At 67.8% G+C, this 13,469-nt stretch carries 12 protein-coding genes; 3 read left to right on the top strand and 9 right to left on the bottom strand.

The annotated features are described in order from the left end of the window. Position 1: 1 nt before the first annotated feature. The 7 genes from betA to HGB51_RS07755 all read right to left on the bottom strand — a co-directional run bounded on the left by betA (position 2) and on the right by HGB51_RS07755 (position 8,557). The gene (gene betA / locus HGB51_RS07785; protein WP_070208436.1) at positions 2-1,672 is read right to left on the bottom strand and encodes a choline dehydrogenase; all 1,671 of its coding nucleotides are present in this window, start codon (positions 1,670-1,672) and stop codon (positions 2-4) included. Between the two features lie 25 nt (positions 1,673-1,697). Next, the gene (gene betB, locus HGB51_RS07780) at positions 1,698-3,170 is read right to left on the bottom strand and encodes a betaine-aldehyde dehydrogenase (protein WP_070208437.1); all 1,473 of its coding nucleotides are present in this window, start codon (positions 3,168-3,170) and stop codon (positions 1,698-1,700) included. 35 nt (positions 3,171-3,205) lie between these two features. Further along, the gene (gene betT, locus HGB51_RS07775) at positions 3,206-5,185 is read right to left on the bottom strand and encodes a choline BCCT transporter BetT (RefSeq protein WP_070208438.1); all 1,980 of its coding nucleotides are present in this window, start codon (positions 5,183-5,185) and stop codon (positions 3,206-3,208) included. Positions 5,186-5,259: 74 nt separating this feature from the next. Then, entirely contained in the window at positions 5,260-5,997 is a 738-nt protein-coding gene (locus HGB51_RS07770) for an endonuclease/exonuclease/phosphatase family protein (protein ID WP_171966824.1), read from the bottom strand. Positions 5,998-6,050: 53 nt separating this feature from the next. Then, positions 6,051-6,896, bottom strand: a complete 846-nt coding sequence (locus HGB51_RS07765) for a thiol:disulfide interchange protein DsbA/DsbL (RefSeq protein ID WP_070208439.1) — start codon at positions 6,894-6,896, stop codon at positions 6,051-6,053. A gap of 107 nt (positions 6,897-7,003) precedes the next feature. After that, positions 7,004-7,651: a thiol:disulfide interchange protein DsbA/DsbL gene (locus HGB51_RS07760; RefSeq protein ID WP_070208440.1), complete on the bottom strand. Its 648-nt coding sequence runs from the start codon at positions 7,649-7,651 to the stop codon at positions 7,004-7,006. A 114-nt stretch (positions 7,652-7,765) separates the two neighbouring features. After that, the gene (locus HGB51_RS07755) at positions 7,766-8,557 is read right to left on the bottom strand and encodes a c-type cytochrome (protein ID WP_070208441.1); all 792 of its coding nucleotides are present in this window, start codon (positions 8,555-8,557) and stop codon (positions 7,766-7,768) included. A 131-nt stretch (positions 8,558-8,688) separates the two neighbouring features. On the opposite strand from HGB51_RS07755, the gene yihA reads away from it, so the two are divergent. Together yihA and HGB51_RS07745 are read left to right on the top strand one after the other, a co-directional pair. Then, entirely contained in the window at positions 8,689-9,318 is a 630-nt protein-coding gene (gene yihA, locus HGB51_RS07750) for a ribosome biogenesis GTP-binding protein YihA/YsxC (protein ID WP_070208451.1), read from the top strand. 148 nt (positions 9,319-9,466) lie between these two features. Then, positions 9,467-10,831, top strand: a complete 1,365-nt coding sequence (locus tag HGB51_RS07745; RefSeq protein WP_070208442.1) for a glutamate--cysteine ligase — start codon at positions 9,467-9,469, stop codon at positions 10,829-10,831. 59 nt (positions 10,832-10,890) lie between these two features. Here the strand turns inward: HGB51_RS07745 and HGB51_RS07740 are convergent, their stop codons facing one another. After that, positions 10,891-11,943 (bottom strand): NAD(P)-dependent alcohol dehydrogenase, encoded by a 1,053-nt coding sequence (locus HGB51_RS07740; protein WP_070208443.1) that lies wholly within the window; start codon positions 11,941-11,943, stop codon positions 10,891-10,893. Between the two features lie 104 nt (positions 11,944-12,047). On the opposite strand from HGB51_RS07740, the gene HGB51_RS07735 reads away from it, so the two are divergent. Then, positions 12,048-12,956 carry a LysR family transcriptional regulator gene (locus HGB51_RS07735; RefSeq protein WP_070208444.1) on the top strand — a complete coding sequence of 303 codons (909 nt, stop codon included), beginning with the start codon at positions 12,048-12,050 and terminating at the stop codon, positions 12,954-12,956. On the opposite strand, the gene HGB51_RS07730 is transcribed toward HGB51_RS07735, so the two are convergent. Continuing rightward, complete coding sequence (locus HGB51_RS07730; protein ID WP_070208445.1) at positions 12,932-13,339, bottom strand: VOC family protein; 408 nt, start codon at positions 13,337-13,339, stop codon at positions 12,932-12,934. The two genes, HGB51_RS07735 and HGB51_RS07730, sit on opposite strands and share 25 nt — an antisense overlap. Between the last annotated feature and the right edge of the window lie 130 nt (positions 13,340-13,469).

Raw genomic sequence — 13,469 nt, 5'->3', positions numbered from 1 at the left:
TCTACCGCCTTACCGGTGCGTCACCCGCCACGTAGTACGCCGCCGTGCTGCGCGGCAGCGGTTCGCGCCCCCGGATCCGGTCGGCGATCTTCTCGGCGATCATGATGGTGGTGGCGTTGAGGTTGCCGGTGATGATCAGCGGCATGATCGACGCGTCCACCACGCGCAGGCCCTGCATGCCGTGCACGCGGCCCTGGCCGTCCACCACGCTCATCGCGTCGGTGCCCATCGCGCACGAACAGGAAGGGTGGTACGCGGTCTCCGCCCGCGCCCGCACGAACGCGTCGAGTTCGGCGTCGGTGCGGCAGTCGGCGCCGGGGCTGATCTCGCGCCCGCGATACGGGTCCAATGCGGGCTGCGCGATGATCTCGCGGGTGATCCGGATCGCATCGCGGAACTCCTGCCAGTCCTGGTCGGTGGACTGGTAGTTGAACAGGATCGACGGATGCTGGTGCGGGTCGCGCGAGCGCGCATGCACATGGCCGCGGCTGGGCGTGCGCATCGAACCTACATGCGCCTGGAAGCCATGCTCCTTCACCGCGTTGGTGCCGTTGTAATTGATCGCCACCGGCAGGAAGTGGTACTGGATGTTCGGCCACGCAAAGTCGTCGCGGGTGCGGATGAAGCCGCCGGCCTCGAACTGGTTGCTGGCGCCGATCCCGGTGCCGTTGAACAGCCATTCCGCGCCGATCATCGGCTGGTTCCACCACTGCAGCGCCGGGTACAGCGACACCGGCTTGGTGCAGGCGTACTGCATGTACACCTCCAGGTGGTCCTGCAGGTTTTCGCCCACGCCCGGCAGGTCGTGCACCAGCGGCACGCCCAGCGCGGCCAACAGCGCCGGCGCGCCCACGCCGGAGCGCTGCAGGATCTGCGGCGAGGCGATGGCCCCGGCGCACAGCAGCACTTCGCGGCGTGCGTGCGCGTCGGTGGGTTCGGCGCTGCCGCCGACCAGGTAACGCACACCTACTGCGCGCTTGCCGTCGAACAGGATACGGTCGGTGGTGGCGTGGGTGACGATCTGCAGCCCCGGCCGCCCTTTGGCCATGTCGAGGTAACCGCGCGCGGTACTGGAACGGCGCCCGTTCGGGGTCACGGTGCGGTCCATCGGGCCGAAACCTTCCTGCTGGTAGCCGTTGAGGTCATCGGTACGCGGATAGCCCGCCTGCACGCCGGCCTCGACCATGGCGTGGAACAGCACGTTGTTGTCGTTCTTCGGCGTGGCCACGCTGACCGGGCCGGTGCCGCCGTGGTAATCGTTGGGACCGATGTCGCGGGTTTCCGCCTTGCGGAAGTACGGCAGCACGTCGCGGTAGCTCCAGTCCTCCAGGCCATCGAAACCGGCCCACTGGTCGAAGTCCAGCGCGTTGCCGCGGATGTAGCACATGCCGTTGATCAGCGAGGAGCCGCCCAGGCCCTTGCCGCGCCCGCATTCCATGCGCCGGTTGTCCATGTGCGGTTCCGGCTCGGTTTCATACGCCCAGTTGTAGCGCCGGCCCTGCAGCGGGTAGGCCAGCGCGGCCGGCATCTGGGTGCGGAAGTCGAGCCGGTAGTCCGGGCCGCCGGCCTCCAGCAGCAGCACGCTGACCCCGGCGTCTTCGGTCAGGCGCGCGGCCAGCGTGTTGCCCGCCGAGCCGGCGCCGATGATGATGTAGTCGTATTCGCGCTTCATCGCGGAATCTCCTGGTCAGGCCGGTTCAGAACACCGACGCGTAGCGGTCCATCTCGATCTGCACGGACTTGGTACGGGTATACGCGCGCAGCGTGGCCAACCCGTTCTCGCGCCCGACCCCGGACTGCTTGTAACCGCCCACCGGCATCGTCGCCGGCGACTCGCCCCAGCAGTTCACCCAGCAGATGCCCGCTTCCAGCTGGTGGATCAGGCGGTGCGCGCGACTGAGGTGGGGCGTCACCACGCCCGCCGCCAGTCCGTACTCGGTGGCATTGGCACGCCGCACGGCCTCGTCTTCGTCCTCGTAGGACAGCAGGCTGAGCACGGGTCCGAAGATCTCCTCGCGCACGATCGCCATGTCGTCGCGGCAGTCGCTGAAGATGGTCGGGGCCACGTAGCAGCCTTTGCCCAGTGCGCCGTCGGTGAGGCGTTCGCCACCGCAGAGCAGGCGCGCACCCTCGGCCTTGCCGCGCTCGATGTGCGCCAGCACGCTGCGCATGTGCGCGGCACTCACCAGCGGGCCGAAGGTGGTGTCCACCGCCATCGGGTCGCCGATCCGGATCCGCGCCACGCGCGCGAACAGTGCCTGTTCCATCTCGGCCAGCCGCGCCTGCGGCACGAATACGCGGGTGCCGTTGGTGCAGACCTGGCCCGAACTGTAGAAGTTGGCCATCATCGCGATGTCGGCGGCGAGCCCAAGGTCGGCGTCGGCGCAGATGAGGAGGGGCGACTTGCCGCCCAGCTCCATCGTCACCTCCTTCAGCGTGGAGCTGGACGCGCTGGCCATCACCTTGCGCCCGGTCGCGGTGCCGCCGGTGAAGGAGATTTTCTCGATGCCCGGATGCTCGGTCAGCGCCGAGCCGACCCCCGCACCGTCACCGGGCAGCACGTTGAACACCCCGTCCGGCAGGCCGGCCTCGGTGAAGATTTCGGCCAGCTTCAGCGCGGTCAGCGGGGTCACTTCGCTGGGTTTGAAGATCATCGCGTTGCCGGCGGCCAGTGCCGGTGCGGCCTTCCACAGCGCGATCTGGATCGGATAGTTCCAGGCGCCGATCGCACCGACCACGCCCAGCGGTTCCTGCCGCGTGTAGAAGAAGCTGCCTTCGCGCAGCGGCACCTGGCTGCCTTCCAGCCCGTGCATCACCCCGGCGTAGTACTCCAGCACGTCCGCGCCGGTAACGATGTCCACGCTCAGGGTTTCGCTCAGGGGCTTGCCGGTGTTGAGGCTTTCCAGTTCGGCCAGGTCGTCGTTGCGTGCGCGCAGCAGCGCCACCGCGCGCAGCAGGATGCGCGAGCGTTCCACCGTGGTCAGTGCCGCCCATGCCTTCTGCCCGGCCTGCGCGCTTTCGACCGCCGCATCCAGGTCGTCGCTGTTGGCGTTGTGCACGTTGGCCAGCACCTCGCCGTTGGCGGGATTGACCACCTCGAAGGTGCGGTTGCCCTGCGAGGGGACGTAGCGGCCGCCGATGTAGAGCAGCTGGTCTGGGAAGGTGGGCATGGCGATGACTCCTGTGCGTGGGGCGGCCAGCGGGTTCAGCGGGTCAGGTGCAGGAACTGCAGGTGGCGCTCGTACTGGTCGATGATGTCGTTGATGATCTGCTGGCGGCTGTAGCCGACCAGCTCGTAGTCCTGTCCACCTTCATAGAGGTGGACCTCGGCGCGGTAATAGCGCTGGTTGCGGAAGCGCTGCGCAGCGAATGAAGGGGTAAGGTAGCCCTTCAACACCACCTGGTAGCGGAACACCTGCTGCTCGCCGTGGTCGACTTCCAGCGTCATCTGGCCGGGCTCGAAGTCGGTGCTCACGTCCAGCCCCTGTTCGCGCAGCTGCGCGGCCACCGCTTCCATGGCCGGGCGCACCTCGCTGTCCATGAAGCGGTAGACCTCGTCGCGCACGGGGAAATGCACGGCCTGGGTGATCCGCTGGCGCCAGCCGCGCTGGTGTCGCGACTGGCCGATCAACGGCACGGGCGAGTACTGCGACGCCTTTTTGCGTTGGGATTCTTCGCCCAGTGCGCGGGTGAGTCCCCACAGCATCAACAGCAGCACCACCGAGAATGGCAGCGACGCGAGAACCACCGCCGACTTCAGCGCATCCATGCTGCCGGCCAGCAGCAGCCCGGTGGTCACCAGCGCGATCATCACGCCCCAGAACACGCGCAACCAGCGCGGGCCGTCTTCCTCGGGCACACCGCCGTGCGAGGAGAGCGTGGACAACACGACGGTGCCCGAATCGGCAGAGGTGACGAAGAAGATGAAGCTGACGAACACCACCACTGCGATGACCGCGCGGCTCCACGGGTAACTTTCCAGCAGCGCGTAAAGCACGGTCGGCGGGCTGTCCACGGCAAGTTGCGCCAGGTGTTCCTGGCCATGATGCAGCACCTGGTCCAGCGCGCTGTTGCCGAAGATCGACAGCCACGCCAGGGTGAAACCAAGTGGTATCAGCAGCACTCCGAACACGAATTCGCGGATGGTGCGGCCGCGCGAGATGCGCGCGATGAACAGTCCCACGAACGGCGCCCAGCCGATCCACCATGCCCAGTAGAACACCGTCCAGTCGCCCAGCCAGTCGGCACGGCCGCCATAGGCGTACACGTCGAAACTCTTGCCGACCACGTTGCCCAGGTAGTCGCCCAGGTTCTGCATCAGGGTACTGAGCAGGTACTGGGTGGGACCGGCGAAAAGCATGAACAGCAGCAGCGCGATCGCCAGCAGCATGTTGATGTCCGACATCAGCCGCACGCCTTTTTCCACGCCGGACACGGCCACGGTGATCGCCGCGCCCATCATCAGCACGATCAGCGCGACCTGCACCCACGGCGCATGCGGTACCGGCAGCAGCGTGTTGAGCCCGGCATTGAGGTGCAGCACGCCAAAGCCCATGTCCGCGCCGATCCCGAACACGGTGGCGACGATGCCGAGCGCGTCCACGGTGTAGCCGATCGGGCCGTTGATGCGTTTGCCGATCAGGGGATACAGCGCCGAGCGCAGCGCCAGCGGCAGGTTGTGGCGGTAGGCGAAGTAGGCCAGCGCCATCGCCGCCAGCGCGAACACGCCCCAGCCATGCAGGCCCCAATGCAGGAACAGCAGCTGCATCGCCTGGCGCGCGCTGGCCTCGCCGCTGCCGACACCGCCCTGCGGCGGTTGCAGGTAGTGGGTAAGCGGTTCGGACACGCAGAAGAAGAACAGGGTGATGCTGATGCCGGCGGCGAACAGCATGCCGGCCCAGGAGAGGTAGCTGAACTCCGGCTCGTCGTGGTCCGCGCCCAGCTTCACGTTGCCGTAGCCGGACAATGCCACGCCGACCACGAACACCAGGTACAGGGTCATCGCCAGCAGGTAATACCAGCCGACATTGCGCGACGCCCAGGTCTGCGCCTGCAGCAGCAGGACGCCGGACTGGGACGGAAACGCGGTGACCAGGATCGCGAAGGCCGCCACCAGGGTGGCGGCGAGCAGGAAGACCGGCCGCAGCGTGCGCACCTCGCTGGGAGGTGTCTCCACGGTGTTCATGATGGGGCCCCGGTGCCGTTGCCGGCAGACCCATGAATTAGCGCATACGCCCTGTGGACAGGGCGTTCACGTGGTCAGCGCAGGGCCTGGCTGGGGACGTCGATGGCCATGGCCAGGGCCAGGTGGTCGGAGAACGCCGCCGGTACCGCTTCGGCGCTGCGCTGCTGCAGGCCGTTGCTGAGCAGGATGTGGTCGATGGCCCGGTCCGGGCGCCAGCTGGGGAAGGTCGGCACCGCGCAGCCCGGGGGCTGCAGGGTGGTCTTCTGGTACAGCACCTGCATTTCCGGACGCTCGGCCAGGCAGTTGAAATCGCCCATCAGCACCGCGTTGGGGTGGTCGGACAGCAGGTCGGCAATAAAGGCCAATTGCGACATGCGCGAATTGGTCCCCAGCGACAGGTGCGCCACCGCCACCGCCAGCCCTTCGGCGCCTTCGCCGAACTTGGCCAGCAGCACGCCGCGTCCGCCGATGCGGCCGGGCAGGGCGTGGTCCTGGACTTCCACCGGTTCCAGCCGGCTCAGCAGGCCGTTGGCACTGGAGGCCACCCCGCCCATGCGACGGTTGGGCTGGTGGCTCCAGTAATTGAAGCCGGCGCGCTCGGCCAGGTAGTGGGTCTGGTTGGTGAAACCCGAGCGCAGGCTGCCGGGGTCGGCCTCCTGCAGGCCGACGATGTCATGGCCGCGGGCCAGCTGGGCGATGGCGTCCAGGCTGGTCCGCTTGCGCCCCGCCGGCAGCGCATGCGACCAGCTGCGGGTCACATAGTCGCTGTAGCGGCGGGTGCTCGAGCCGGCCTGGATGTTGGCCGTGAGCAGGCGCAGGGTCCGCGTGTTGGGGGAAGTCACGACGGTTGCAGGTTCCTGGAAACTCAATTGCCCTTGGCGGCGCGTTCGCGGGCGATCAGGTGATCGGCGATGCGCAGCATGTCGGGGAAGCTCTTGCCCTTGACCAGGTACTTGCCGTTGACGATCACCGACGGGGTGCCGGAAATCTGGGTGTCCTGGGCGAACTTCTTGGCCTTGTTGGTCTTGTTGGTCACGTTGAAGCCGGACATTTCGGCCAGGAACTGCTTCTGGTTGGCGCCGTGCTTGGCGTAGAACGCCGCGATTTCTTCCGGGGTATCGCGGCCGCGCTCGCCCTTCAGGCTCTGGTCGACGTGGATCGCCTTGTACAGCGCTTCATGGGTCTTGTCTTCCAGGCCCAGCGCCTGCGCGGCGTAGAACGCCTTGGCGTAGTTGTCCCAGGTACCGCCGAACATGGCCGGCACGTAGACGAAGTTCACGTCGCTCGGCAGGCCGGCCTTCCACGGCCCGATCAGCGGCTGGAACGCGGCGCAGGCCGGGCAGACGAAGCCGAACACTTCGGCCACTTCGATCTTGCCGGTGGCCGGTTCGAACGGTGCGCCGTTGGCGATCACCACGTAGTCGGTGCCTTCGACCGGGGCCGGACCCACCGGCTGCGACGAGGCGGGGGCCGGCGCCGGGGTGGTGGCTTCGGCGGCAGCGGTCTCGGCGGCGGCGGTTTCGCCGCTGGCGGCCGGGGCGGCTTCGGTCGGGGTCGCTTCGGTCTGGCCCGGCGCGGTTTCGGCGGCCGGCGCGGTGGCCGGGGTGGCCGGTTCAGTCGGGGCGGCGGTGTTGGCGGTGCCGTCCTGGGCCTTGCAGGCGGCAAGGATCGGCAGCAGGGCCATCAGCATGAGGGCGAAACGGGTCTTCATCGAAGCGACTCCAGCAGGGGCATGGTGGGGCCGGCGGGTCGAGCGCCAGCCAGGGGGGCATGATGCCACGCGGTCGCCGGGGCGCCGCGTGCAGGGGGTGTGACGGTTCAGCGAGCCTTGGCGAGGCGCTCGCGGGCGATCAGCGCGTCGGCATTGCGCAGCATGTCGTCGAACGAGGTGCCCTTGACCAGGTACTTGCCGTTGACCAGCAGCGCCGGGGTGCCCGGCACCTTGGTGCGCTGGGCGAAGGCACGGGCGTACTTGATCTTCTGCTCCACCGCGTCGCTCTTCAGCGCGGCGGTGTAGGCATCGGCCTTGACCCCATAGGCGGCGTAGAAGCCCGCCAGTTCGTCCGGCGACACGTTCTGCATCGGCAGCGAGCCCTTTTCGTGCAGAGCGTCGAACATGGCCGCATGGCTGCGCTTGGCCACGCCCAGCTGGTCGGCGGCGTAGTAGGCGCGGGCGAAGGAGTCCCAGACACCGCCGAAGGCGGCCGGCACCGGGGTGAAGCGCACGTCCTTGGGCAGCTTCTTCGTCCAGGCTTCCAGGGTCGGCTCGAAGTGCGCGCAGTGCGGGCAGGTGTAGCCGAACATCTCCACCACTTCGATCTTGCCGGCCAGCGGCGCGAACGGGCCGGGCTGCGCGATGACCTCGTAGTCTTCGCCTTCCACCAGCGTGACGGGGGCGGGCGCGGCCAGGGCCGACAGGGGGCTCAGGGCCAGCAGCAACAGCATCAAACGGGGCATCAGCGACATCTACATCCCTCTCCATCGGAAAAAACAACGCCGGCCCAGTGCCGGCGTGGTGGTGAACATAACCCGCCACCGGGGCGGGGTGCATCTGTCATCGGTCCCGGTACAGGACCAGGCTTACTGCGTCGCGCCTGCCCGCGGGGCCGCCGCAGCCACGTCGTCGGCGCGGTTGTGCAGGCCCTGCAGGTAGCTGCCCAGCGCCTGGATCTCCTGCTCGGTCAGCGACTTGGCAATGCTGGCCATGATCTGGAAGTGCGCCTTGTCGGTTTCCTGGGTGACCCCGGCCTGGTACTCCTGCAGCCGCCGCGCCACGTACGACGCATGCTGGCCGCCGATGTGCGGGTAGGCCGGGCCCGGATTACCGGCACCGGTGGGTCCATGGCAGGCCATGCACGCCGGAATGCCGCGCTGGGCATCGCCGCCGCGATAGAGCTGCTGCCCGATCTCGAAGAACTTCATGCCCTTGTAGGGACCTTCGCCAACCGCGCTGTCGTCGGCAAGGCCGGCGCTGGCCTTCTGCGTTGCGAAATACGCACCGATGTCGCGCATGTCCTGCGGGGTGAGGTCCTGTACGAACGGCACCATCGCGGCCGAGGCCCCGGAGGTGCGCTGCCCGTTGGCGATCAGCGCGATCTGCTGGGCCACGTAGCGTTCGCTCTGCCCGGCGATGCTCGGGTACATCTCCACCGTGGCGTTGCCGTCGGCCGAGTGGCAGGCCGCGCAGGCGGCTGCCTTGGCCTGGCCCGCCTTGGGGTCGCCCCAGGTGGTCTTGCTGAAATCGACTTCGAGCGACGCCGTGCGCACCGGTGCGTTGTCCGGCAGCGGGGTCACGGCGGTCTGGGCGACCGCAACAGCGGCCAACAGCGATACAGCAACAGCGGAAACGGCAAGAACGCGAGCATGGCGCATGCGGAAGCTCCGTGTGGACCGGCCTGGCATGTGCAGGATGCACACGCGGGGATCGCCCGATTATCCATGCGCTTTCACGCCAGGGTCAACGCGGCAGTGCGGCAAAACCGGTGGCGTGCGATCCTATGCGCATGTCATTGCTCCTCGAACGCGCCCATTACCTGCTCTCGGCCCACAATATCCGGCAACTTCCGGACGACGTGGGGGCCGAAGTGGCCTTTGCCGGCCGCTCCAACGCCGGCAAATCCAGTGCCCTCAACGCCCTGACCCGCCAGAACAGCCTGGCCCGGGTCTCCAAGACCCCCGGCCGCACCCAGCAGCTGGTGTTCTTCGAGGTCACCCCGGAGGCCAAGCTGGTCGACCTGCCCGGGTACGGCTACGCCAAGGTGCCGCTGGACCTGCAGGCCCACTGGCAGGCCTTCATCGACCAGTACTTCCGCACCCGCGAGGCACTGCGTGGCCTGGTGGTGGTGATGGACATCCGCCACCCGCTGAAGGACTACGACCGCCAGATGCTGGCCTACGCGGTCCGGCGCGGGCTGCCGGCGCACGCGCTGCTGACCAAGGCCGACAAGCTCGGCCGTGGCCAGCAGGGCATCGCCCTGCAGAAGGTGCGCAAGGAACTGCAGTCCGCCTTCGGCGACACGGTGAGCGTGCAGACCTTCTCCGGTCCGGCCCGCCAGGGCGTGGACGAAGCGCGCGCCATCATCGGCGGCTGGCTCGGCCTCAACGCGCCGGCACCGGACGCGCCCGTCGCCTGATCCAGGCGCGTCAAGGGGTTCCCGATAGGATGCAGAAAACCGTCACGGTGACGCGACGGCTGGAACGGCCACGATATAGTGCGGCCTTGCGATGCGGGGTACCGAGCCCCCCATCCCCGTCCTGACCAGAATCCCTGCGAGCCCCCCCTTGTCGAGCCCCAGCCACGTCGCCGAGACGCCGATCACCGACCGCAACGAACTGGTCGCCACGTTGGCCTCCGGCGAAAAGCCCAAGGCGCAGTGGCGCATCGGGACCGAGCACGAGAAGTTCGGCTTCCGCCTGGACGACCTGCGCCCGCCCACCTTCGACGGCGAGCGCGGCATCGAAGCGCTGCTGACCGGGCTGACCCGCTTCGGCTGGGCGCCGGTGCAGGAGAACGGCCGCACCATCGCGCTGCTGCGCGACAACGCCTCGGTCACGCTGGAACCGGCCGGGCAGCTGGAGCTGTCTGGCGCGGCACTGGAGAGCATCCACCAGACCTGCGTGGAAACCGGCACGCATCTCAATGAAGTGGCGCAGGTGGCTGCGGAGCTGCAGCTCGGCTTCCTCGGCATGGGCTTCCAGCCGAAGTGGACGCGCGGGGAGATGCCGTGGATGCCCAAGGGCCGCTACCGGATCATGCGCGAGTACATGCCCAAGGTCGGTTCGCTGGGCCTGGACATGATGACCCGCACCTGCACGGTGCAGGTCAACCTGGACTACGCCACCGAAGCGGACATGGTGAAGAAGTTCCGCGTGTCGCTGGCGCTGCAGCCGATCGCCACCGCGCTGTTTGCCGATTCGCCGTTCACCGAAGGCAAGCCGAACGGCTACCTGAGCTACCGCTCGCACATCTGGACCGACACCGACGCCGACCGCACCGGCATGCTCGACTTCGTGTTCGAAGACGGCTTCGGCTATGAGCGTTACGTCGATTACCTGCTCGACGTGCCGATGTACTTCTCCTACCGCGACGGCGTGTACCACGATGCCAGCGGGCAGAGCTTCCGCGATTTCATGGTGGGCAAGCTGCCGGTGCTGCCGGGCCAGCTGCCGACCCTGCGCGACTGGTCGGACCACATGACCACCGCGTTCCCGGAAGTACGCCTGAAGAAGTACCTGGAAATGCGCGGCGCTGACGCCGGTCCGTGGAGCCGCTTGTGCGCGCTGCCGGCGTTCTGGGTGGGCCTGCTGTATGACGACGCGGCGCTGGATGCGGCCTGGGACCTGGTGCGCGATTTCAGCCTGGTCGAACGCCACGCACTGCGTGACGGCGTGCCGAAGCAGGCATTGAACCTGCCGTTCCGCAACGGCACCGTGCGCGACCTGGCGCGCGAGGCGCTGAAGATCGCGGTGGCCGGCCTGCAGCGCCGTGCGGCGCGCAATGCCGACGGCCAGGATGAAAGCCATTTCCTGGACGTGCTGCAGGAGATCGTGGACTCGGGCCTGACCCCGGCCGAGCGCAAGCTCGCGCTGTACCACGGGGAATGGGGCCAGAGCGTGGACCCGGTGTTCAAGCAGTTTGCTTATTGAGGTTGCCGGCCAGCGGCCGGCACTACAGAAAAAACCCCGGCATTGCCGGGGTTTTTCTTTTACGCGGCCAGCGTCGCCATGTCGATCACGAAGCGGTAGCGCACGTCGTTCTTCGCCATGCGTTCCCAGGCTTCGTTGACGGTCTTGATGTCGATCACTTCCACGTCGCTGACGATGCCGTGCTCGGCGCAGAAGTCCATCATTTCCTGGGTTTCGGCCATGCCGCCGATTGCCGAACCGGTGATGTGCTTGCGGCCGAACATCACGCTGGCGCCCATCAGCGGCGGATCCAGCTCGGTCAGCACGCCGACCAGGCACATGGTGGCGTCACGCTTGAGCAGCGACATGTACGGGTTGGTGTCGTGGCTGACCGGAATGGTGTTGAGCAGGAAGTCGAAGCTGCCGGCGTGGGCCTTCATCTGCGCCGGCTCGCGCGAGACCAGCACTTCATCGGCGCCCAGGCGCTTGGCGTCGGCACCCTTTTCCGGGGTGGTGGTGATCATCACCACGGTGGCGCCCATCGCCTTGGCGAACTTCACGCCCATGTGGCCCAGGCCGCCCAGGCCGATCACGCCGACCTTCTGGCCGGGGCCGACCTTCCAGTGGCGCAGCGGCGAGTAGGTGGTGATGCCGGCACACAGCAGCGGTGCGGCGGCCTTCAGGTCCAGCTTCTCGGACACCTTCACCACGAAGCGCTGCTCGACCACGATGTGGTCCGAATACCCGCCGTAGGTCGGCTTGCCGCTTTCGCGCTCGGTGCTGTTGTAGGTGAAGGTGGCGCCGTTGTGGCAGTACTGCTCGAGGTCCTGGTCGCAGGCTTCGCAGTGGCGGCAGGAGTCGACCATGCAGCCGACGCCGGCGAAGTCGCCGACCTTCAGCCCGGTCACGCCGGCACCGACCTCGGTGACGCGGCCGATGATTTCATGGCCCGGCACCATCGGGAACTTCGAACCGCCCCAATCGTCGCGGGCCTGGTGCAGGTCGGAATGGCAGATGCCGCTGTAGAGGATCTGGATGCGGACATCGCCGGCGCCCACCGGGCGGCGTTCGAAGGAGAACGGCACCAGCGGCGCGGTCTGGTCGTGCACCGCATAGCCATGGGCAAGGGACATGGGGGTATCCTGGGATTTGTGGAAAGGCGCTTTACAATACGCCCCGATCGGATGGGTATACAGTCCGGATATCGGCATGATTCATCAAGGCAGACTGCACAATCGTGGCCACTGACAACCTCACCCACCTGGCCGCCTTCGCTGCGGTGGCGCGGCACCGCAGCTTTCGCCGCGCCGGGGCAGAGCTGACGCTTTCCACTTCGGCGGTGAGCTACGCGATCCGCGCTCTGGAAGAGCGCCTGGGAGTGGGGTTGTTCCACCGCACCACCCGCAGCGTTGCCCTGACCGAGGCCGGCCAGCGCCTGCTCGACCGGCTGCAGCCGGCGCTGGGACAGGTGCACGACGCGCTGGAGGAAATGAACCACTTCCGCGCGGCGCCGGCCGGGCTGCTGCGCATCAATGCGACCCGCGCAGCGGTGCACACGCAGCTGGGTCCGCGCCTGGCCAGCTTCCTGCGCGCGCACCCGGACGTGCGGCTGGAGGTGGCGCAGGACGACGGGCTGGTGGATATCGTGGCCGAGGGCTACGACGCCGGCGTGCGCCTGCACGAGTTCGTGCCCGAAGACATGGTTGCGGTGCCGTTGGGGCCGCCGCTGCGCGGCCTGATCGTGGCCTCGCCCGCGTACCTGCGCGAGCGCGGCGTTCCGCAGCATCCGCGCGAGCTGGTCGACCACGAATGCGTGCGCTTCCGCTTCGCCAGCGGGCACCTGTACAAGTGGCAGTTCGAGCGCGACGGCCAGGCGCTGGACATCGACGTGCCGGGTCGACTGACGCTGGGCGATCAGCACACCATCCTGCAGGCGGTGCTGGATGGCCTGGGCCTGGCATACGTGCTGGAAGATGCGGCGCGGCCCTGCCTGGAAGACGGTCGGCTGGTGGCGGTGCTGCAGGACTGGAGCGAACCGTTCGCCGGTTGGGTGCTGTACTACCCGCGCCAGCGGCAGATGTCCTCGGCGCTGCGCGCGTTCGTGGACATGCTGCGCGACGGCTACGCGTCGCAGATCGCGTCGTAGCCGCGCCCCAGGAACTGCAGCAGGCAGAAGCCGTGGCCGAAGGGGTCGGCGAGCAGGGCGATGCGGCCCCAGGCGTGGGTGGCCGGTGCTTTCTCAACGCGTGCACCCACGGCGACTGCGCGCGCCAGCGCGGCATCCAGATCGTCCACCACCCAGTCCAGGTGCACCGGCGTCCAGTGCCGGCGGTAATCGCGGCGGTCGCGCACCTGCGGCGTGGCCGCGCTGCCGGCAGGCTTCACCAGCAAGTAGATCGGGGCAGGTCCACCGAGCAGTTCCACGCCGTTGGCGCCGAAGCGACGGCCAGGACGCAGGTCGAAGGCGCGCGTGTAGAACGACAGCGCGGCATCGAGATCGTCGACGTCGATGTTGACCAGGAAGTCCATGCGCGCACGATACCCCACCCCATGGGGCTACGTAGATTTACTGCCCCCTTCTGCGTGAATTCATCTTTCAAATCCATGGCAACGGAGTAACCATGGCCTCACCGGGCGGACACCGAGGTTTCGGTCCGAG

The organism is Stenotrophomonas bentonitica, assembly GCF_013185915.1.
Classification (GTDB): Bacteria; Pseudomonadota; Gammaproteobacteria; order Xanthomonadales; family Xanthomonadaceae; genus Stenotrophomonas; species Stenotrophomonas bentonitica.
The sequence above is the reverse complement of the archived record's forward strand: the minus strand, read 5'-3'. Positions and strand labels throughout refer to the sequence as shown.

What these genes read in the sequence shown, in the direction of transcription:
- betA (WP_070208436.1), bottom strand. Translation starts at nt 1,672, where the DNA reads ATGAAGCGCGAATACGACTACATCATCATCGGCGCCGGCTCGGCGGGC.
- betB (WP_070208437.1), bottom strand. Translation starts at nt 3,170, where the DNA reads ATGCCCACCTTCCCAGACCAGCTGCTCTACATCGGCGGCCGCTACGTC.
- betT (WP_070208438.1), bottom strand. Translation starts at nt 5,185, where the DNA reads ATGAACACCGTGGAGACACCTCCCAGCGAGGTGCGCACGCTGCGGCCG.
- HGB51_RS07765 (WP_070208439.1), bottom strand. Translation starts at nt 6,896, where the DNA reads ATGAAGACCCGTTTCGCCCTCATGCTGATGGCCCTGCTGCCGATCCTT.
- HGB51_RS07760 (WP_070208440.1), bottom strand. Translation starts at nt 7,651, where the DNA reads ATGTCGCTGATGCCCCGTTTGATGCTGTTGCTGCTGGCCCTGAGCCCC.
- HGB51_RS07755 (WP_070208441.1), bottom strand. Translation starts at nt 8,557, where the DNA reads ATGCGCCATGCTCGCGTTCTTGCCGTTTCCGCTGTTGCTGTATCGCTG.
- yihA (WP_070208451.1), top strand. Translation starts at nt 8,689, where the DNA reads ATGTCATTGCTCCTCGAACGCGCCCATTACCTGCTCTCGGCCCACAAT.
- HGB51_RS07740 (WP_070208443.1), bottom strand. Translation starts at nt 11,943, where the DNA reads ATGTCCCTTGCCCATGGCTATGCGGTGCACGACCAGACCGCGCCGCTG.
- HGB51_RS07730 (WP_070208445.1), bottom strand. Translation starts at nt 13,339, where the DNA reads ATGGACTTCCTGGTCAACATCGACGTCGACGATCTCGATGCCGCGCTG.